This window comes from Mesorhizobium sp. M0983 (genome assembly GCF_040318975.1).
GTDB lineage: Bacteria > Pseudomonadota > Alphaproteobacteria > Rhizobiales > Rhizobiaceae > Mesorhizobium.
Window position 1 is genome coordinate 229,685 of record NZ_JAMYNH010000004.1, and the last position, 19,397, is coordinate 249,081.

The window sequence follows — 19,397 nt, forward strand, 5'->3', positions numbered from 1 at the left end:
GCTCCGAATCCAGCAATCCGTAACCGTCCATTAAGCACAATCGGGCGACAAAGGCGGCGCAGAGGATTCGGACCATGTGGACACGCCAGCACAAGCAAAGAAACACCGGCCGGCTGATCATCCCCTCGCTCTGCGTGGTGTTCCTGACCTATTTCGGCTTCCATGCCTATCATGGCGAGTTCGGCATCTATTCCAAGTATCGGCTCGAAGCCGAGACTGTCGAATTGCAGGGCAGGCTTGATGCCGTCAAGGCACGCCGGATCGACCTGGAGCGCCGCGTCCAGCTGATGCATGAGGGCACGCTCGAGAAGGACATGCTGGACGAGCAGGCGCGCAAGGCGCTCAATCTGTCCCATGCCGACGAGATCACCATCATGCTGCCGGTCGCAAGATAACGCAATTTCAGTTAATCGGCGATATTTGCAATGATTTTAGGCGCTTAGATGCATGACAGCCATGCGTTTTCGGCATGGCGAAAGCCTTCCCTGCATGTTAGCCTGCCTCAAATCGGTGGGAGAACTGATCTCCCTCGCTGTCCGCCAAGAGACGCCAACAGGGAAGTGATGCATGGCCACCGCCGCCAGAAAAGCGCCTGCCAAATCCAAATCCGACGGCAAAACGATGGGCCTTTCCACCCCAAAGCCTGTTGAATTCACCAAAGACCAGGAGCTTGCCGCCTACCGGCACATGCTGCTCATCCGCCGCTTCGAGGAAAAGGCCGGCCAGCTTTACGGCATGGGCTTCATCGGCGGTTTCTGCCATCTCTACATCGGCCAGGAGGCGGTCGTTACCGGCATGAAGATGGCGCTGATCGATGGCGACCAGATGATCACCGCCTATCGCGACCATGGCCATATGCTGGCCATGGAGTTGTCGCCGCGCGGCGTCATGGCCGAACTGACCGGGCGCCGTAGCGGCCTGTCGAGAGGCAAGGGCGGCTCCATGCACATGTTCTCCAAGGAGAAGCATTTTTACGGCGGCCACGGCATCGTCGGCGCGCAAGTGTCGCTCGGCACCGGCATTGCCTTCGCCAACCGCTATCGCGGCAACAACAATATGACGCTGACCTATTTCGGCGATGGCGCCGCGAATCAGGGCCAGGTCTACGAAAGCTTCAATATGGCCTCGCTATGGAAGCTTCCGGTGGTCTACATCATCGAGAACAACCGCTACGCCATGGGCACCTCGGTCTCGCGCTCGTCGGCCGAGACGGATTTTTCGCATCGCGGCGCCTCCTTCAAGATTCCAGGCATCCAGGTCGACGGCATGGATGTGCGCGCCGTCAAGGCCGCCGGCGACCTCGCCGCCGAATGGTGCCGCGCCGGCAACGGGCCGCTCATTCTCGAAATGCAGACCTACCGCTACCGCGGCCATTCGATGTCGGATCCAGCAAAATACCGCTCCAAGGAAGAAGTGCAGAAAATGCGCTCCGAACGTGACCCGATCGAACAGGTCAAGGCACGGTTGCTCGACAAGAAATGGGCAAGCGAGGACGAGCTCAAGGCCATCGACAAGGAAGTCCGCGACGTTGTCGCCGACGCTGCAGAATTTGCCCAGAACGACGCGGAGCCGGATCCGTCCGAGCTCTGGACCAATATCGTACTTTAACGAGAGGGCAAGGACATGCCGATCGAAATTCTCATGCCCGCCCTCTCGCCGACCATGGAAGAGGGTAATGTTTCCAAGTGGTTGAAGAAAGAAGGCGACAAAGTCGCAGCCGGTGACGCCATTGCCGAGATCGAAACCGACAAGGCAACGATGGAAGTCGAAGCCGTCGATGAAGGCACACTTGCCAAGATCGTGGTTCCTGCCGGCACCGAAGGCGTCAAGGTCAACACGCTGATCGCTGTGCTGGCCCTCGATGGCGAAGACATCGACGAGGCGGGCGAAGGCATTGGCGAGGAGGCTGTCGAGTCGCAAGCGGCAGCGCCCGCGGCTGCTCCGGCCCCCGCGGCTGCTCCGGCCCCCGCGGCTGCTCCGGCCAAGAGCGAAGCGGCAACACCTGTTGCCGCCGCGCCCAAGCTGGAAATTGCCGCCGATCCGGACATCCCGGCCGGCACCGAAATGGTCTCGACCACGGTGCGTGAAGCGTTGCGCGACGCAATGGCGGAGGAAATGCGCCGCGACGGCGACGTCTTCGTCATGGGCGAGGAAGTCGCCGAGTACCAGGGCGCCTACAAGATCACACAAGGCCTGTTGCAGGAATTCGGTCCGAGACGCGTGGTCGACACGCCGATCACCGAGCACGGCTTTGCCGGCGTTGGTGTTGGCGCGGCGATGGCCGGCCTGAAGCCGATCGTCGAATTCATGACCTTCAACTTCGCCATGCAGGCGATCGACCAGATCATCAATTCAGCCGCCAAGACGCTCTACATGTCCGGCGGCCAGATGGGCGCCCCGATCGTCTTTCGCGGCCCGAACGGCGCTGCTGCCCGCGTCGCCGCGCAGCATTCGCAGTGCTATGCCGCCTGGTACAGCCATATTCCTGGATTGAAGGTGGTGATGCCTTATACCGCCGCCGACGCCAAGGGTCTGCTCAAGGCGGCGATCCGCGATCCGAACCCGGTCATCTTCCTCGAAAACGAAATCCTTTACGGCCACTCCTTCGACGTGCCGAAGATGGACGATTTCGTGTTGCCGATCGGCAAGGCGCGCATTCACAAATCCGGCAAGGACGTGACCATCGTCTCGTTCGGCATCGGCATGACCTACGCGATCAAGGCGGAGGCGGAGTTGCGCGGCATGGGCATCGATGCCGAGATCATCGACTTGCGCACTATCCGCCCGCTCGACTTCGACACGATCATCGCCTCGGTCAAAAAGACCAATCGCCTGGTGGTGGTCGAGGAAGGCTTTCCGCAGAACTCGGTCGGCGACCATATCGCCAATCAGGTCTCACAGCGCGCCTTCGATTTCCTCGACGCACCGGTCATTACCATTGCCGGCAAGGACGTGCCGATGCCCTATGCGGCGAACCTCGAAAAGCTGGCGCTGCCCAATGTCGGCGAGGTCGTCGAGGCGGTCAAAGCCGTCACGTATCGCTGAGCAGGGCGGGAGGACAAAATGCCGATCAACATCACCATGCCGGCGCTGTCGCCCACGATGGAAGAGGGCAATCTTTCCAAGTGGTTGGTCAAGGAAGGCGACAAGGTTTCGCCGGGCGACGTGATTGCCGAAATCGAGACCGACAAGGCAACGATGGAAGTCGAAGCCGTCGACGAAGGCACGGTTGCCAAGCTGGTGGTTCCGGCCGGCACTGAAGGCGTCAAGGTCAATGCGCTGATCGCGGTGCTGGCGGCGGAGGGCGAGGATGCTGCTTCTGCCGCCAAAAGCGGTGATGGCGCTGCGCCGGCAAAGGCTGAGGCGAAGCAGGAAAAAGCGCCAATCTCCCCACCCGTGGGGGAGATGTCGACGAAGTCGACAGAGGGGGGCGCTGTCCCTCCTGCCGCAGGGAGCGAGGCGCCCCCCTCTGGCCTGCCGGCCATCTCCCCCACACGGGGGGAGATCAGCCAATCCGCGAACGGCCGCATCTTCGCCTCGCCGCTGGCCCGCCGCATCGCCAAGGAAGCCGGTGTCGATGTGTCGGCGGTGACGGGCTCCGGCCCGCATGGTCGCGTGGTCAGGGCCGATGTCGAGGCCGCAATTTCCAGTGGCGGCGCCAAGGCGGCACCAGCAGCAAAAGCAGCGGCCGCCGGTGCTCCGGCACCTGCGGCAGCAGCACCCAAGCCAATGTCCGACGAGCAGGTGCTCAAACTGTTTGCCGAAGGCTCCTACGAGCTGGTCCCCCACGACAATATGCGCAAGACAATTGCGCGGCGGCTGGTCGAGGCCAAGACCACCATCCCGCATTTCTATCTGACGCTCGACTGCGAGCTCGACGCACTTCTGGCCCTGCGCACGCAGATCAATGCGGCCGCCCCGGTGAAGAAGACCGAGAAGGGGGAAACGCCGGCCTATAAGCTTTCCGTCAATGACATAGTCATCAAGGCTCTGGCCATGGCCCTGATGGCGGTGCCGGATGCCAATGCGTCGTGGACAGAAAACGCCATGGTCAAGCACAAGCATGCCGATGTCGGTGTTGCAGTGTCGATCCCCGGCGGCTTGATCACGCCAATCATCCGGCGTGCCGACGAAAAGACGCTGTCCGTTATCTCCAACGAGATGAAGGATCTTGCCGGCCGCGCCCGCAGCCGCAAGCTGAAGCCGGAAGAATATCAGGGCGGCACCACGGCAGTGTCCAATCTCGGCATGTTCGGCATCAAGGATTTTTCTGCCGTCATCAACCCACCGCATGCGACGATCCTGGCGGTCGGCGCCGGAGAGCAACGCGCGGTGGTCAAGAACGGCGAGATCAAGATCGCCACGATCATGTCGGTGACGTTGTCGACCGATCACCGCGCCGTCGACGGTGCGCTCGGCGCCGAGCTGCTCGTCGCCTTCAAACGCATGGTCGAAAACCCGATGGGCATGCTGGTCTAAGAGAAGGGAACAGGGCGGTGCGGAAATTCTTCACCAGCCTTTTTGCCTTCTTTCTTTCCGGTTTGGCCGGCGGATTGGTGGCGCAGTGGCTCGCCGTCGCAACCAATGCCGACGTAGAGTACATCCTTGTGTTTATGATCTCGGCTCTCGTCACCGTCCTCGTGACGGTCGCGTTCTTCATCGCACAATTCATGTCGGACCCACGACGGGCAACAAAGCTGACGGCGACCATAGGGGTAGCGTTTTTTGTGCTCGTTGGAGTTTCCCTGATCGGCTGGACTTTCTCCCAGCCCCCAGGCAAGAGCCAATGGTCGGGCGATCTTCCCATAGTCGCGGGTCTCGTCCTGCCGGGCATCGCTACGGTGCTGGTCCAGTGGCTTTTCGTGCGCTGGCGATTGGCGCGCTCGCAACCAGGTTTCGGCGGGGCAGGCACATGAAGACGGTCCTCTGCTACGGCGATTCGCTTACTTGGGGCTATGACGCGGCAAACCTCGGCCGACATCCGCTGGAAGATCGCTGGCCGAGCGTGCTGCAGGCGGCATTGGGCAGCGGCGTCGAGGTCATCGCCGAAGGCCTGAATGGCCGAACCACCGCCTTCGACGATCACTTGGCCGGAGCGGACCGCAATGGCGCAAGGCTGTTGCCAACGATCCTGACGACTCATGCGCCGATCGATTTGATCGTCATCATGCTCGGCGCCAACGATATGAAGCCGTGGATTCACGGCAATCCGGTCGCGGCCAAACAAGGCGTGCAACGCCTGATCGATATTGTGCGCGGTCATGATTACCCGTTCGATTGGCCGGCGCCGCAGATCCTGATCGTCGCGCCGCCCGTAGTCAGCCGCACGGAAAACGCCGAGTTCAAAGAAATGTTCGCCGGCGGAGATGACGCGTCAAAGCGGCTGGCGCCGCAATATTCCGCCCTTGCCGACGAGGCCGGCTGCGGCTTCTTCAATGCGGGCACGGTGGCCGAAACGACGCCGCTGGACGGCGTCCACCTTGACGCGGAAAACACGCGGAGCATCGGGCAAGCGCTGGCGCCGCTCGTGCGCGTCATGCTGGAATTGTGAAGGAGAAAAGCCGTGGCTGAGAACTACGACGTTATCATCATCGGCTCCGGCCCCGGCGGCTATGTCACTGCAGTGCGTTCGGCGCAGCTTGGCTTCAAGACGGCGATTGTCGAGCGCGAGCACTTGGGCGGCATCTGCCTCAACTGGGGCTGCATTCCGACCAAAGCGCTGCTGCGCTCGGCCGAGATCATGCACTATTCGGATCATCTGAAGGATTACGGCCTGAAGATCGACGGCAAGGTCAGCGTCGACACCGCCGCCGTCGTCGATCGCTCGCGAAAGGTCTCGCTGCGGCTCAACGGCGGCGTCGGCTTCCTGATGAAGAAGAACAAGGTCGACGTCATCTGGGGCGAAGCCAAACTGACGAAACCCGGCGAGATCGTCGTGTCGAAATCGTCGAAGAAGCCGATGGAGCCGCAGCCGCCGGCGCCAAAGGGCGTCAAGGGCGAGGGCACCTACACCGCCAAGCACATCATCCTGGCGACCGGAGCCAGGCCGCGCGCACTGCCCGGCATCGAGCCGGACGGCAAGTTGATCTGGACCTATTTCGAGGCGATGGTGCCAAAAGAGATGCCGAAATCGCTGCTGGTGATGGGCTCGGGCGCCATCGGCATCGAGTTCGCCTCGTTCTACCGCACCATGGGCGCGGAGGTGACGGTGGTCGAACTGCTGCCGGCCGTGATGCCGGTCGAGGACGCCGAAGTGTCGAAGTTTGCGCAAAAGCAGTTCGAGAAGCAGGGCATGAAGATCATCCTCGAGGCCAAGGTGACCAAGGTCGAGAAGGGCGCCAATTCGGTCACCGCGCATATCGAGATGAAGGACGGCAAAGTTGAGAAGATCACCGCCGACCGCATGATTTCAGCCGTCGGGGTACAGGGCAACATCGAAAATCTCGGCCTCGAGGCGCTCGGCGTGAAGACCGAGCGCGGTTGCGTCGTCGTCGACGGCTACGGCAAGACCAACGTGCCCGGCATCTATGCCATCGGCGATGTCGCCGGACCGCCGATGCTCGCCCACAAGGCCGAGCATGAGGGCGTGGTGTGTGTGGAAAAGATCGCCAATTTCCCCGGCGTGCATGCCATCGACAAGCTGAAGATCCCGGGCTGCACCTATTGCAATCCGCAAGTCGCCTCGGTCGGACTGACGGAAGCCAAAGCGAAAGCCGAGGGCAAGGACATCCGCGTCGGCCGCTTCCAGTTCGCCGCAAACGGCAAGGCGATTGCGCTGGGCGAAGACCAAGGCTTCGTCAAAACCATTTTCGACAAGAAGACCGGCCAGTTGCTGGGCGCCCACATGGTCGGCGCAGAAGTAACCGAACTGATCCAGGGCTTCGTCGTGGCTATGAACCTGGAAACCACCGAGGAAGAGCTGATGCACACAATCTTCCCGCACCCGACGCTGTCGGAGATGATGAAGGAGAGTGTTCTCGACGCCTATGGCCGTGCGCTGAACGCATGATAAATTGGCTGCGCGAGACTCACACATGTATGTCAAGGAACTCGACGGCAAGGTAATTCGTTTCCGGATGCATTCATCACCACAGGAGAGGGCATATGGACGTGAACGGCGTGGGCTGGGTAGCAGCCATCATCATCGGCGGTTTGGCAGGCTGGTTTGCCGAGATGTTCATGAAGAGCAACACCGGCATCTTGATGAACATCATTCTTGGCATCGTCGGCGCGATCGTGCTGAATGCCATCCTGCAGGCGCTCAACATCGGCGCCTTCGGCGCCGGCTGGATCGCCTATCTGATCACCGGTTTCATTGGTGCCTGCCTGCTGATCTGGGTAGGACGCATGGTGCGCCGTTAATTGCTGAACTCATGCCATGCGAAAACGGCTGTGGCGGCATGCGCCGCCGCGGCCTTTTTCTTTGCAGCGAAAAGTCCTAGATGACTTGGGAAAGCGAACGTCGGACAGGCGATCGCGAATGAACCGGATTTCATATGGTCACCGTCCTCGACACGATCGCCAATGCGCCGCGCCTGCGGCATCCCGAAAAGGCGCACAAGCCCGACCAGGATGTGCTGCGCAAGCCCGACTGGATCCGCGTCAAGGCGCCGATGTCGAAAGGCTATGCCGAGACGCGCGAGATCGTGAAGTCGCATAAGCTGGTGACGGTGTGCGAAGAGGCCGGTTGCCCCAACATCGGCGAGTGCTGGGAAAAGAAGCACGCCACCTTCATGATCATGGGCGAGATCTGCACGCGCGCCTGCGCGTTCTGCAACGTGGCTACCGGTATACCGACCGCACTCGATCCCGACGAGCCGGCGCGCGTCGCACACGCCGTCAAGCAAATGGGCCTAAGCCATGTCGTCATCACCTCAGTCGACCGCGACGATCTCGCCGATGGCGGAGCTCAGCACTTTGCCGAGGTCATCCGCGCCATCCGGGCGGCAACGCCTCTGACGACGATCGAAATCCTGACGCCCGACTTCCTGCGCAAGGACGGCGCACTGGAGATCGTCGTGGCGGCCAAGCCCGACGTTTTCAACCATAATCTCGAGACCGTGCCGTCGAACTATCTGACGGTTCGGCCGGGTGCGCGCTATTTCCACTCGATCAGGCTCTTGCAGCGAGTCAAGGAACTCGACCCCTCGATCTTCACCAAGTCCGGCATCATGGTTGGCCTTGGCGAGGAGCGGAACGAAATCCTGCAACTGATGGACGATCTGCGTTCGGCCAATGTCGACTTCATGACCATCGGCCAATATCTTCAGCCGTCGAAGAAGCACCATCCGGTGATCCGCTTTGTCACACCGGAGGAGTTCAAGTCCTTCGAGACGATCGGCCGGACCAAGGGCTTCCTGCTGGTGGCGTCGAGCCCGCTGACGCGCTCGTCGCACCATGCCGGCGACGATTTCGCCAGGTTGCGCGCGGCGCGCGAAGCGTTTCTTAGGAAGTCCGCCTAACAAACTGGTTTCATGCCACAATTCGAAGCCCATCGCCGCGTCGCGCATACGCCTGAACAGATGTTCGCTCTGGTCGCGGATATCGAATCCTATCCGCAATTCCTGCCGCTTTGCGAGGCACTTACGGTTCGTTCGCGCAAGGAACGCGACGGACGCACGCTGCTCATCGCCGACATGAGCATTGGCTACAAGGCGATCCGCGAGACTTTCACCACGCAGGTGCTGCTGAAGCCTGACGAGAACGCCATCGACGTCAAATATATCGACGGCCCGTTCAAATATCTGAGCAATGTCTGGCGCTTCGACCCGGCGGACGGCGGTGGTTGCAACGTCTGCTTCTTTATCGACTATGAGTTCAAGAGCCGCATTTTGGGTGCGCTCATGGGAACCATGTTCGACCGCGCCTTCCGCATGTTCTCCGAGGCGTTCGAGAAACGCGCCGAAATCATCTACGGCACGCCATCGGCGGCCTGATCCGCAGCGAGCGCGCGCAGACCCAGTTCAAGCGCATGCCGGACCGTTTCCCGGCGGATGAAATCACGGCCCTTGTCGGCGAACAGCTGGCATTCGCTGACCACCGGCCGGCCAGCCACGGCAACGCCGAACCAGACCAGGCCGACAGGTTTTTCCGCTGAGCCACCGCCCGGACCGGCGATGCCGGTCACCGCGAGCGCAAGCCCGGCGCGCGAATGGGCCAAGGCGCCGGCCGCCATCTCCACCGCAGTCTCGCGCGAGACCGCCCCGTTCGCCTCGAGTGTAGCGGCCGAGACGCCGAGCATCTCGGTCTTGGCCTGGTTGGAATAGGTAATGAAGCCGCGATCGACCACAGTGGAAGAGCCGGCAATGTCGGTCAGCGTGGCGATGATCATGCCGCCGGTGCAGCTCTCGGCCGTCGCCAGCATGATGCCGCGCTGCTGGCAGGCCTGAAGCAGGGCATCTGCGAGATCGCTATTGCTCATTCGGGGACATCCCCTGGAAACACAACGCTGGCGGTCGCGATGGCCGCTATGCCTTCCTCACGGCCGACGAAGCCGAGCTTCTCATTGGTTGTCGCCTTGATCGAGATGCGGTCGCGCGAAATTCGCAACATTGCGGAAAGCGTTTCGGTCATGGCCTCGCGATGCGGGCCGACGCGCGGCGCCTCGCAAACCAATGTGATGTCGGCGTTGGCGATGCGCCCGCCGCGCTCGCGCACCAGCTTCGCCGCGTGTTCAACGAAGATGCGTGAAGCGGCCCCTTTCCACTGCGGGTCGGAGGGCGGGAAATGCGTGCCGATGTCACCGGCGCCGCAGGTGGCGAGCAGGGCGTCGGTCAAGGCGTGGAGACCGACATCGGCATCCGAATGGCCGGACAATTTCCTGTCGTGCGGAATAGCGACACCGCACAGGGTGACATGGTCGCCGGGCTCGAAGGCATGGACGTCGTAGCCGTTGCCGGTTCGGATGTCCGGAAAACGTGAGGCGCTGGAAAGCCGCTGATCCGCCATTGCAATATCCCGTGCCCAGGTCAGTTTGACATTGTCCGGCGAGCCGGGAACGATCTTCACCGGAATATGCGCCCATTCGGCGATTGCCGCATCGTCGGTGAAATCCGCCTTGCCCAATTGATGAGCCTTTTCGTGCGCGGCCAGGATCGGCCAGAACGGAAAGCCTTGTGGTGTCTGTGCGGCACGGAGCCCGGCCCTGGACACTGTTTCGCCGCTCATGCCTTCGGCCGTTTCGCGCTTCAGCGTATCGGCAACGGGCAAAGCAGGCAGCGCTCCCTGGCGCTCTTCAATGGCGGCGATCGTGCGATCTATCAGTTCCGCATCGACAAACGGCCGAGCCGCATCATGGATCAGGACCCGGCCCGGCGCATGGCTTCTCAACGCCAGCAGTCCAAGCCGGACGGACTCCTGCCGTGACGTACCGCCGATCACAGCGACGACACGGTCGGCGTTCGCGCCGGCGGCGCGGCGGAAAAGCGCGCCGTCTTCGGCATGGATAGCAACGACGACAGGTCCAATTTTCGGATGCGTCAGAAAGGCGTCGAGCGTGCGTGCGATAACGGCGCCGCCGCCAATCTGCTGGTACTGCTTCGGCCCATTGGCCTGCCCCGCGCGCGCGCCGCGCCCGGCAGCAACGATGACCACGGCGACCTTGTCGTCGGCAGCTGGCTTTTCGCTGACATGTCTCATGCCGAGACGCTTAGCGCATGATCCTGAAAAGTGGTATCGCTTTCACAAGACCTAGGATTGATGCCGTCCGGCGATCCATATTTTTCCCAAATGCGCCTTAATGTCACGACATTGCGCGTTGCACATTGCCGTCGTTCTGGCTAGAGAATGTGCAGCAATCGAAGGTGCTTGGTTTTTGTGCATGCCTGATGTGACCAAATTGGCTTCGCCGCTGGAGGTGGGTGGCGTGAGAATCCGCAACCGCGTGTTTCTCGCGCCGATGTCGGGCATTACCGACGAACCGTTCCGGCAGCGCGCCCATGCGCATGGCGCCGGGCTGGTTGTATCGGAAATGGTGGCGAGCGGTGAGCTTGCAAAGGGCAGGGCTGGCTCGGGCCTGCGCATCCGTCATTCCGGGCTGCCTGTCCACATGGTCCAGCTTGCCGGCCGCGAGGCGGTGCACATGGCCGAGGGCGCACGAATCGCAGCCGGCGAAGGCGCCGACATCATCGACATCAACATGGGCTGTCCGGCCAAGAAGGTGACGGGCGGCTATGCCGGTTCGGCACTGATGCGAGACCTCGACCACGCGCTGTCGCTGATCGAAGCGGTAGTCGGCGCGGTCGACGTGCCGGTCACGGTTAAGATGCGGCTTGGCTGGGACGAGAGCGCGCTCAACGCGCCGATGCTGGCGCGACGCGCCGAGCAGGCCGGCGTCAGGATGGTGACGGTGCACGGCCGCACACGTTGCCAGTTCTATCAGGGCACGGCCGACTGGCGTGCCATCGCACGCGTCAAGCAGGCCGTCTCCATCCCTGTGGTTGCCAATGGCGATGTCGGCTCGCCGGCAGAGGCAGCCTTGATCCTCGACCAGTCCGGCGCCGACGCGGTGATGATCGGCCGTGCGCACTATGGCGCGCCGTGGACTGCCGGCAGCATTGTAGCGGCCGCGCTGGCCGAGCCAGTATCCGGCATGCCGGACAGCCCGCAAGCGCTGACCGACTACGTCATTGCCCATTACGAAGACATGCTGACGCTCTATGGCGTCGAAAGCGGATTGCGCCAGGCGCGCAAGCATCTCGGCTGGTATCTCGACCGCCATGCCGTCACAAGCGATGACTGGCGCAAGGCCATCCTCACGTCTTTCGAGCCTGGGCGGGTCATTGCCTTGCTGCGCGACATGTTTTCAAGCGCTCCCGAAGCGCCGAATCTGCGGAGTGCGGCATGAACGCCACCGTCACACAGAGCACGGACATGGCGGACGCCGCGCATATTGTGCTCAACACAATTCGTCGGCCGGTGATCATGGTCGATCCGCAAGGCTTCATCACCTTCGCCAATGCCGATGCCGAGGATTTTTTCCGCTCGAGCGCCACGATGCTCGCCCGCAACACGCTGCACAAGCTCATTCCTTTCGGCAGTCCGCTGCTGACGCTTGTCGACCAGGTGCGCGAGCGCCGTGCGCCGGTGAACGAATACCGGGTGGACGTGTCGTCGCCGCGTCTCGGCATCGAGAAGGTGGTCGATCTCTACGTCGCGCCGGTGACGGAATTTCCAGGCTCCGTCGTGGTGATGTTCCAGGAACGCTCAATGGCCGACAAGATCGACCGGCAGATGACGCATCGCGGTGCGGCGCGCTCGGTCACCGGCCTTGCCGCGATGCTTGCCCATGAGATCAAGAACCCGCTGTCCGGCATTCGTGGCGCCGCGCAGCTGCTAGAACTGTCGGCGTCCGATGAGGATCGCGCGCTGACGCGTTTGATCACCGACGAGACCGACCGCATTGTCTCCCTGGTCGACCGCATGGAGGTGTTTTCGGACGAGCGGCCGATCGACCGCTACCCCGTCAACATCCATGTCGTGCTCGACCATGTCAAAGCAATCGCCAAGAATGGTTTTGCCAAGCGGATCAAGATATTAGAGGACTATGATCCATCATTGCCTCCGGTCTTTGCCAATCGCGACCAGCTCATCCAGGTGTTCCTCAATCTGGTAAAAAATGCCGCCGAGGCGATCGGCAGCGATCCGCAGGGCGAGATCACGCTGTCGACTGCCTTCCGCCCGGGCATCCGTGTTTCCGTGCCTGGAACGCAGGACCGGGTGTCGCTGCCATTGGAATTCTGCGTGCGCGACAACGGTTCGGGTGTCTCCGAGGATATCCTGCCGATCCTGTTCGATCCCTTCATCACCACCAAGCCGAACGGCTCCGGTCTCGGTCTGGCGCTGGTCGCAAAGATCGTCGGCGAGCATGGCGGCATCATTGAATGCGAATCGACGCCGCGCGGGACCACCTTCCGCATCCTGATGCCGGCGTGGAAAGAAACCCAGTTTGCCGACGACGACGGTGAAGGAGACCGCAAATGACCATTCGCGGCAATATTCTCGTCGCCGACGACGATGCGGCCATCCGCACTGTCCTCAACCAGGCGCTTTCGCGCGTCGGTCACGACGTGCGCGTCACCTCCAATGCCTCGACGCTGTGGCGCTGGGTGGCCGCGGGCGAGGGGGATCTGGTCATCACCGACGTTGTCATGCCTGACGAGAACGCCTTCGACATGCTGCCGCGCATCAAGAAGGCGCGACCGGAACTGCCGGTCATCGTCATGAGTGCGCAGAACACGTTCATGACGGCGATCCGGGCCTCCGAAACCGGAGCCTATGAATATCTGCCAAAACCGTTCGACCTGACGGAGCTGCTCAACATCGTCAATCGGGCGCTTTCCGAGCCGCGGCGGCCCAAGATCGATACGCGTGCCGACGAGCCGCCTGAAACGATGCCGCTGGTCGGCCGCTCGGCGGCCATGCAGGACATCTACCGCATGCTGGCGCGGATGATGCAGACCGACCTGACGGTGATGATCTCAGGCGAATCGGGTACCGGCAAGGAACTGGTGGCGCGCGCGCTGCATGAATATGGCCGCCGCCGAGGCGGTCCTTTCGTCGCCATCAACATGGCGGCGATCCCGCGCGACCTGATCGAATCGGAACTATTCGGGCACGAGAAGGGCGCCTTTACCGGCGCACAGAGCCGCTCCACTGGCCGTTTCGAGCAGGCCGAAGGCGGCACGCTGTTCCTCGACGAGATCGGCGATATGCCGATGGAAGCGCAGACGCGGCTTCTGCGTGTGTTGCAGCAGGGCGAATACACCACGGTCGGCGGCCGCACGCCGATCAAGACCGACGTGCGCATCGTCGCTGCCACCAACAAGGACCTGCGCACGCTGATCAATCAGGGGCTTTTCCGCGAGGACCTGTTCTACCGCTTGAACGTTGTGCCGCTCAGGCTGCCGGCGCTGCGCGAGCGATCGGAGGACATTCCGGACCTCGTCCGGCACTTCTTCAAGCTCGGCGCCAGTGAAGGCCTGCAGACCAAGCGCATTTCCACCGGCGGCATCGAGCTGATGAAGCGCTACCCATGGCCTGGCAACGTGCGCGAACTCGAAAACCTCATCCGCAGGCTGGCTGCACTGTATTCGCAGGACGAGATATCCGCCGAGATCATCGAGGCGGAGTTGAAGACTGGCGAAAGGCCTGTCGTTCCAGGTGGCGGCAACCTCATTCCCGACGACCTTTCCATCGGCCAGGCGGTGGAGCATTTCCTGCAGCGCTATTTTGCCTCGTTTGCCGGCGACTTGCCGCCGGCCGGCCTCTATCAGCGAATCCTCTCCGAGGTCGAGTATCCACTGGTCCTCGCCTCGATGACCGCAACGCGCGGTAACCAGATCAAGGCCGCCGAATTGCTAGGACTCAACCGCAACACGCTGCGCAAGAAGATTCGCGAACTCGGCGTCAACGTCTACAAGTCCTCCAGGCAGGTCTAGACGAACCCCTTACGAGCGCTTTCCAGGGGATCGATCGCCGAAAGATTTCCGTCTCGGCCACACTTGTTGCATAATCGCCACAATGCGTTGCATACATCCGACGCAATCACTGGCTCTAGACGGCGACATGGCTCTGCACGCACCGACACTGAGCAAACCGCATTTCAGCACTACCGGCGCGCGAGACGGTCGCCGGCTGCTTGCGCTGCCCGGCGTGGTCGCCATTGCCGGTGCGCTGGTGACGGCGGCGATCTCCTTCGCCATTCTGGTTGGCGCCACGCCGATCACGCCCGACGCGCGGACGACGCTGGCGCTGATCGCGCTTAACGCCGCGTTCGTCCTGTTTCTGATCTTGCTGGTCGGCCGCGAAGTGCATCGCATCCTGATGGCACGCCGGCACGGCAAGGCTGCGTCGCGCCTGCATGTGCGCATCGTGGCGATGTTTGCGCTGGTCGCCGCCATCCCCGCGATCATGGTGGCGATCATCGCGTCGATCACGCTCGACATCGGCCTCGACCGCTGGTTCGAGATCCGCACCAAGACGATCGTCAATTCGTCGTTGTCGATCGCCGACGCCTATGTGCAGGAAAACGCACGAAATCTTCAGGGCACGACGTTGTCGATGGCTTACGACCTCGACGCTTCGCGCACGCTTTACGGCCTCGATCGGACCGGCTTCCTTGACCTCATGAACAAGGAGGCGGTTGGACGCTCCCTGGCACACGCAGCACTCATCAAGCCCGATGGTTCCTTCGTCATGAGCGCCAAGACCGACGCGGACTTTGCCATGCCGGAGCCGCCGGAGGGCGCTGTGGCAAGCGCGGCCAACGGCAAGCCGGTGCTGATCGAGCCGCGCACCCGTAACATCATGGGGGCCATCGTCAAGCTGCGCGAGATCGACGGGCTCTATCTCTACACCATTCGCCTCGTCGATCCCGAGGTGATCAAGGCACGGCAGATCGTCAAATCCAACACCGCAGAATATCGCGGTCTCGAAGACAATCGCCGCACCTCGCAAGTGGCTTTCGCGCTTCCCTATCTGTCGCTGACGCTGATCATCATCCTGTCCGCCATCTGGACCGGCATTGCGGTGGCCGACCGCCTGGTGCGGCCGATTCGTCAGCTCATCGGCGCGGCCGACGAGGTCGCTACCGGCAATCTCGATGTGGCCGTGCCAGTCCGCCCCTCCGATGGCGACGTCGCCTCGCTCGGCGACACCTTCAACAAGATGCTGATGGAGCTGAAATCGCAGCGCAACGAGATCCTGTCGGCCAAGGATCTGATCGACGAGCGGCGGCGCTTTTCGGAGGCTGTGCTTGCCGGCGTCACCGCCGGGGTCATCGGCGTCGATCCATATGGCATCGTCACCATCGTCAATCGTTCGGCCGAAACGATGCTGGCCATATCCGCCACCGCGGCGCTTGGGCAGAACCTTTCCGCCGTGCTACCGCATGTCGGCCGCGTCTTTGAGATCGGCCGCAAGTCGGGCAAGCCGGTCTATCGCGAACAGGTCACCTTCTATCGTGCCGGCACCGAACGGACCTTCAACGTGCAGATCACGATTGAAGCCGGCGACGACGGTTCGGAGGATAAATCCTACGTCGTGACAGTCGACGACATTACCGATCTGGTCCAGGCACAGCGTTCCTCTGCATGGGCCGACGTGGCGCGGCGCATCGCCCACGAGATCAAGAACCCGCTGACGCCGATCCAGCTTTCGGCCGAGCGTATCAAGCGCCGTTACGGCAAGGTCATCACCGAGGACCGTGAGGTTTTCGATCAATGCACCGACACCATCATCCGGCAAGTGGAGGACATCGGCCGCATGGTCGACGAGTTCTCAGCGTTCGCCCGCATGCCGAAACCAGAAATGAAGGCCATCGATCTGCGCGATTCGTTGCGCGAGGCCTCGTTCCTGGTCGAAGTGAGCCGCGCCGACATCACCTTCGAGCGCGTCTTCGGCAATGAGCCGCTTAAAGGCACGTTCGACAGCCGCCTGATGGCGCAGGCTTTCGGCAACGTCATCAAGAATGCTGCCGAAGCTATCGACGGACTTGATGCAGAGGATCGTCCGCACGGCATAATCCGGATTCAAGCCGGGCGTCAGAATGGCGCGATTCGAATCGACGTCATCGACAACGGCAGGGGCTTGCCGCGCGAAAACCGGCAGCGCTTGCTCGAGCCTTACATGACGACACGCGAGAAAGGCACCGGGCTTGGCCTCGCTATCGTCAAGAAGATCGTGGAGGACCATGGCGGGCGACTCGAATTGCACGATGCACCAGCGGAATTCCACGATGGGCGGGGTGCGATGATCAGCATCATCCTGCCGGTTGCCGCCACCGTTCCGATACGCGGCGAAAGCAAGACGGAACACGAAAAAGAAACTGAAAAGGTCGGTAATGGCGTCTGATATTCTCATCGTCGACGACGAGGAAGACATCCGCGAACTCGTCGCCGGTATCCTGAGCGACGAAGGTCACGAAACCCGCACGGCGTTTGACGCCGACAGCGCGCTGGCGGTGGTTGCCGACCGGGCACCCAGGCTGATCTTCCTCGACATCTGGCTGCAGGGTTCGCGGCTCGATGGCCTCGCTTTGCTGGACGAGATCAAGACGATGCACCCGAACCTGCCGGTGGTGATGATCTCGGGCCACGGCAATATCGAAACGGCAGTCTCGGCCATCCGCCGCGGCGCCTATGATTTTATCGAAAAGCCGTTCAAGGCCGACAGGCTGATCCTTATTGCCGAACGGGCGCTTGAAACGTCCAAATTGAGACGCGAGGTTTCGGATCTCAAGCTGCGCAGCGGCGAGACTTTCGACCTCATCGGCATGTCGTCGGCAATGAGCCAATTGCGCCAGACCATCGAGCGCGTCGCGCCGACCAACAGCCGCGTCATGATTATCGGCCCCTCCGGCTCGGGCAAGGAACTGGCGGCGCGCGCCATCCACGCACTGTCGGCGCGCAAGAGTGCACCGTTTGTGACGCTGAGTGCCGCCAACATCACGCCTGAGCGTATGGAGATCGAGTTGTTCGGCACCGAATCGAACGGCGTCGAACGCAAGGTCGGTGCGCTGGAGGAGGCCCATCGCGGCATTCTCTACATCGATGAAGTGGCCGACATGCCGCGTGAGACGCAAAACAAGATCCTGCGCGTGCTGGTCGAACAGCAGTTCGAGCGGGTAGGGGGCACCAAGCGGGTCAAGGTCGACGTACGCATCATCTCGTCGACCTCGCAGAACCTGGAAGCCATGATCGCCGACGGCCGTTTCCGTGAGGACCTTTATCATCGCCTGGCCGTGGTTCCGGTCATGGTGCCGGGACTGGCCGAGCGTCGCGAGGACATTCCTTATCTGGTCGACAATTTCATGAAGCAGATCGCTCGCCAGGCCGGCATCAAGCCGCGCCGCATCGGCGACGACGCGCTGGCGGTGCTGCAGGCGCACAACTGGCCGGGCAACGTTCGGCAGTTGCGCAACAATGTCGAGCGCCTGATGATCCTGGCGCGCGGCGACGATGTCGATGCGCCGATCACCGCCGACCTCCTGCCAGCCGAGATCGGCGACGTCATGCCGCGCACTCCAACCAAGTCCGATCAGCACATAATGGCACTGCCGCTGCGTGAAGCACGCGAACAATTCGAGAAGGACTATCTGATCGCCCAGATCAACCGTTTTGGCGGCAACATCTCGAAGACGGCAGAGTTTATCGGCATGGAACGCTCTGCACTGCACCGCAAGCTGAAGTCGCTGGGCGTCTGAGAGCCAAACCAGCCGTGGCCCACGCAATTACCGGTTACGGCGGTCGTGGAATCGCATAAGAGCACTGCAGCGCCGCGCGTCTTTGGGACGCATAAAGGAGGCTGTAGCATTTTGATTTTTGCGCATGATCCTTTCCGAAATCGATTCCGATTTTCGGGCTCATGCGCTGACTTCTCCAGGGGTTATCCATGCCGCGCATTGCCTATGTGAACGGACGCTATGTCGCTCACGCCGAAGCTTCCGTGCACATCGAGGACCGTGGCTATCAATTCGCCGACGGCGTCTACGAGGTCTGCGAGGTGGCGCGGGGCTTCATCGTCGACATGCCGCGCCATCTCGCCCGATTGAACCGCTCGCTCACCGAACTCTCGATCGACTGGCCGATCACGCGCGGCGTGCTGCCGCTCGTCATGGGCGAGGTGGTGCGCCGCAACCATGTCGTCGACGGCCTGGTCTATGTCCAGGTGACACGCGGTGTCGCCAGCCGTGAGTTTTTCTTCCCGCCGGCGGGCACGAAGCCGTCGCTGGTGGTGACTGCCAAAAAAGCCGATCCTGCAGCTGCCGCGAAGCGGGCCGAGAGCGGGATCCGGGTTATCACGGTGCCGGAGAACCGGTGGGATCGGGTCGATATCAAGTCGGTCGGCCTGTTGCCGAACGTGCTGGCCAAACAGAAAGCCAAGGAAGCAGGCGCCCAGGAGGCGTGGTTCGTCGATGTTGACGGCACCGTCAAGGAAGGTGGATCGTCGAACGCCTGGATCATCACCAGGGACGGCGTGCTGGTGACGCGGCCGGCCGAGCATGGCATCCTGCGCGGTATCACCCGCACGACACTGTTCGATGTCGCCGCCAAGCTCGGCCTGAAGATCGAGGAGCGCGGCTTTTCGGTTGCCGAGGCCAAGGCCGCGCGCGAGGTTTTCATCAGCTCCGCGACCACGATCGCCATGCCGGTGGTGGCAATCGATGGCGCTCCCGTCGCCAACGGCCACCCGGGCTCGATAACAGTTTCACTACGGCGGGCCTTTTTTGACGTTGCGGAAAAAAGTCCAGCCTGATAACCGCACAGATGGAATGAACATCAATATATCTCGTTCTGCTTGTCGTTACTGACGGCAAGATGGTGTTTGCGTGCTTGACATGTGCCAGCTAATTTGGCGCATTGGCTTGCAAACCGAAGGGGATCGGCGAAAGACAAGAA

18 protein-coding genes are annotated in these 19,397 nt (G+C 61.9%); 16 read left to right on the forward strand and 2 right to left on the reverse strand.

Features of this window, described 5'->3' with window-relative positions; translation table 11 throughout:
* The first annotated feature begins 74 nt into the window (after positions 1 to 74).
* The 10 genes from NKH71_RS10290 (at position 75) to NKH71_RS10335 (ending at position 8,936) form a co-directional block, all read left to right on the forward strand.
* On the forward strand, positions 75 to 395 hold the full coding sequence (locus NKH71_RS10290; protein ID WP_023717561.1) for an FtsB family cell division protein: 321 nt from the start codon (positions 75 to 77) through the stop codon (positions 393 to 395).
* A gap of 172 nt (positions 396 to 567) precedes the next feature.
* Positions 568 to 1,608 (forward strand): pyruvate dehydrogenase (acetyl-transferring) E1 component subunit alpha, encoded by a 1,041-nt coding sequence (gene pdhA / locus NKH71_RS10295; RefSeq protein WP_023717562.1) that lies wholly within the window; start codon positions 568 to 570, stop codon positions 1,606 to 1,608.
* A gap of 15 nt (positions 1,609 to 1,623) precedes the next feature.
* Positions 1,624 to 3,045, forward strand: coding sequence for a pyruvate dehydrogenase complex E1 component subunit beta (locus NKH71_RS10300; protein ID WP_352482537.1), 1,422 nt, complete (start codon positions 1,624 to 1,626; stop codon positions 3,043 to 3,045).
* Between the two features lie 18 nt (positions 3,046 to 3,063).
* On the forward strand, positions 3,064 to 4,479 hold the full coding sequence (locus NKH71_RS10305; RefSeq protein ID WP_352789953.1) for a pyruvate dehydrogenase complex dihydrolipoamide acetyltransferase: 1,416 nt from the start codon (positions 3,064 to 3,066) through the stop codon (positions 4,477 to 4,479).
* 17 nt (positions 4,480 to 4,496) lie between these two features.
* Positions 4,497 to 4,916, forward strand: a complete 420-nt coding sequence (locus tag NKH71_RS10310; protein WP_023717565.1) for a hypothetical protein — start codon at positions 4,497 to 4,499, stop codon at positions 4,914 to 4,916.
* Positions 4,913 to 5,551, forward strand: a complete 639-nt coding sequence (locus tag NKH71_RS10315; RefSeq protein WP_352858553.1) for an SGNH/GDSL hydrolase family protein — start codon at positions 4,913 to 4,915, stop codon at positions 5,549 to 5,551. Before NKH71_RS10310 ends, NKH71_RS10315 begins: the two co-directional genes overlap by 4 nt.
* A 12-nt stretch (positions 5,552 to 5,563) precedes the next feature.
* Complete coding sequence (gene lpdA / locus NKH71_RS10320; protein WP_352847961.1) at positions 5,564 to 7,009, forward strand: dihydrolipoyl dehydrogenase; 1,446 nt, start codon at positions 5,564 to 5,566, stop codon at positions 7,007 to 7,009.
* Between the two features lie 95 nt (positions 7,010 to 7,104).
* Positions 7,105 to 7,362, forward strand: a complete 258-nt coding sequence (locus tag NKH71_RS10325) for a GlsB/YeaQ/YmgE family stress response membrane protein (RefSeq protein WP_023717568.1) — start codon at positions 7,105 to 7,107, stop codon at positions 7,360 to 7,362.
* 134 nt (positions 7,363 to 7,496) lie between these two features.
* On the forward strand, positions 7,497 to 8,462 hold the full coding sequence (gene lipA / locus NKH71_RS10330) for a lipoyl synthase (RefSeq protein ID WP_023717570.1): 966 nt from the start codon (positions 7,497 to 7,499) through the stop codon (positions 8,460 to 8,462).
* Positions 8,463 to 8,474: 12 nt separating this feature from the next.
* Positions 8,475 to 8,936, forward strand: coding sequence for a type II toxin-antitoxin system RatA family toxin (locus NKH71_RS10335; RefSeq protein ID WP_023717571.1), 462 nt, complete (start codon positions 8,475 to 8,477; stop codon positions 8,934 to 8,936).
* On the opposite strand, the gene NKH71_RS10340 is transcribed toward NKH71_RS10335, so the two are convergent.
* Positions 8,912 to 9,421, reverse strand: a complete 510-nt coding sequence (locus tag NKH71_RS10340) for a CinA family protein (RefSeq protein ID WP_352894849.1) — start codon at positions 9,419 to 9,421, stop codon at positions 8,912 to 8,914. The genes NKH71_RS10335 and NKH71_RS10340 overlap by 25 nt on opposite strands.
* The gene (locus NKH71_RS10345; RefSeq protein WP_352894850.1) at positions 9,418 to 10,638 is read right to left on the reverse strand and encodes a bifunctional 2-C-methyl-D-erythritol 4-phosphate cytidylyltransferase/2-C-methyl-D-erythritol 2,4-cyclodiphosphate synthase; all 1,221 of its coding nucleotides are present in this window, start codon (positions 10,636 to 10,638) and stop codon (positions 9,418 to 9,420) included. The genes NKH71_RS10340 and NKH71_RS10345 overlap by 4 nt, the downstream gene beginning before the upstream one ends.
* A 181-nt stretch (positions 10,639 to 10,819) precedes the next feature.
* On the opposite strand from NKH71_RS10345, the gene dusB reads away from it, so the two are divergent.
* The 6 genes from dusB to NKH71_RS10375 all read left to right on the forward strand — a co-directional run bounded on the left by dusB (position 10,820) and on the right by NKH71_RS10375 (position 19,254).
* On the forward strand, positions 10,820 to 11,845 hold the full coding sequence (gene dusB / locus NKH71_RS10350; RefSeq protein WP_352894852.1) for a tRNA dihydrouridine synthase DusB: 1,026 nt from the start codon (positions 10,820 to 10,822) through the stop codon (positions 11,843 to 11,845).
* Positions 11,842 to 12,981: a two-component system sensor histidine kinase NtrB gene (locus tag NKH71_RS10355; RefSeq protein ID WP_352587536.1), complete on the forward strand. Its 1,140-nt coding sequence runs from the start codon at positions 11,842 to 11,844 to the stop codon at positions 12,979 to 12,981. The genes dusB and NKH71_RS10355 overlap by 4 nt, the downstream gene beginning before the upstream one ends.
* A complete protein-coding gene (gene ntrC / locus NKH71_RS10360; RefSeq protein WP_023717576.1) occupies positions 12,978 to 14,438 on the forward strand; it encodes a nitrogen regulation protein NR(I) in 1,461 nt (486 codons plus the stop codon). Before NKH71_RS10355 ends, ntrC begins: the two co-directional genes overlap by 4 nt.
* Before the next feature lie 127 nt (positions 14,439 to 14,565).
* Positions 14,566 to 16,851 (forward strand): sensor histidine kinase NtrY-like, encoded by a 2,286-nt coding sequence (locus tag NKH71_RS10365; RefSeq protein ID WP_023717577.1) that lies wholly within the window; start codon positions 14,566 to 14,568, stop codon positions 16,849 to 16,851.
* Entirely contained in the window at positions 16,841 to 18,202 is a 1,362-nt protein-coding gene (gene ntrX, locus NKH71_RS10370) for a nitrogen assimilation response regulator NtrX (protein ID WP_352482545.1), read from the forward strand. The genes NKH71_RS10365 and ntrX overlap by 11 nt, the downstream gene beginning before the upstream one ends.
* 188 nt (positions 18,203 to 18,390) lie before the next feature.
* On the forward strand, positions 18,391 to 19,254 hold the full coding sequence (locus NKH71_RS10375) for a D-amino-acid transaminase (protein ID WP_023717579.1): 864 nt from the start codon (positions 18,391 to 18,393) through the stop codon (positions 19,252 to 19,254).
* The last annotated feature ends 143 nt before the right edge of the window (positions 19,255 to 19,397 follow it).

Coding starts and splice junctions, on each gene's coding strand:
- ntrX (WP_352482545.1), top strand. CDS start 16,841: ATGGCGTCTGATATTCTCATCGTCGACGACGAGGAAGACATCCGCGAA.
- NKH71_RS10340 (WP_352894849.1), bottom strand. CDS start 9,421: ATGAGCAATAGCGATCTCGCAGATGCCCTGCTTCAGGCCTGCCAGCAG.
- NKH71_RS10335 (WP_023717571.1), top strand. CDS start 8,475: ATGCCACAATTCGAAGCCCATCGCCGCGTCGCGCATACGCCTGAACAG.
- NKH71_RS10325 (WP_023717568.1), top strand. CDS start 7,105: ATGGACGTGAACGGCGTGGGCTGGGTAGCAGCCATCATCATCGGCGGT.
- NKH71_RS10375 (WP_023717579.1), top strand. CDS start 18,391: ATGCCGCGCATTGCCTATGTGAACGGACGCTATGTCGCTCACGCCGAA.
- lipA (WP_023717570.1), top strand. CDS start 7,497: ATGGTCACCGTCCTCGACACGATCGCCAATGCGCCGCGCCTGCGGCAT.
- NKH71_RS10355 (WP_352587536.1), top strand. CDS start 11,842: ATGAACGCCACCGTCACACAGAGCACGGACATGGCGGACGCCGCGCAT.
- NKH71_RS10365 (WP_023717577.1), top strand. CDS start 14,566: ATGGCTCTGCACGCACCGACACTGAGCAAACCGCATTTCAGCACTACC.
- dusB (WP_352894852.1), top strand. CDS start 10,820: ATGCCTGATGTGACCAAATTGGCTTCGCCGCTGGAGGTGGGTGGCGTG.
- pdhA (WP_023717562.1), top strand. CDS start 568: ATGGCCACCGCCGCCAGAAAAGCGCCTGCCAAATCCAAATCCGACGGC.
- NKH71_RS10290 (WP_023717561.1), top strand. CDS start 75: ATGTGGACACGCCAGCACAAGCAAAGAAACACCGGCCGGCTGATCATC.
- NKH71_RS10305 (WP_352789953.1), top strand. CDS start 3,064: ATGCCGATCAACATCACCATGCCGGCGCTGTCGCCCACGATGGAAGAG.
- NKH71_RS10345 (WP_352894850.1), bottom strand. CDS start 10,638: ATGAGACATGTCAGCGAAAAGCCAGCTGCCGACGACAAGGTCGCCGTG.
- NKH71_RS10315 (WP_352858553.1), top strand. CDS start 4,913: ATGAAGACGGTCCTCTGCTACGGCGATTCGCTTACTTGGGGCTATGAC.
- NKH71_RS10300 (WP_352482537.1), top strand. CDS start 1,624: ATGCCGATCGAAATTCTCATGCCCGCCCTCTCGCCGACCATGGAAGAG.
- ntrC (WP_023717576.1), top strand. CDS start 12,978: ATGACCATTCGCGGCAATATTCTCGTCGCCGACGACGATGCGGCCATC.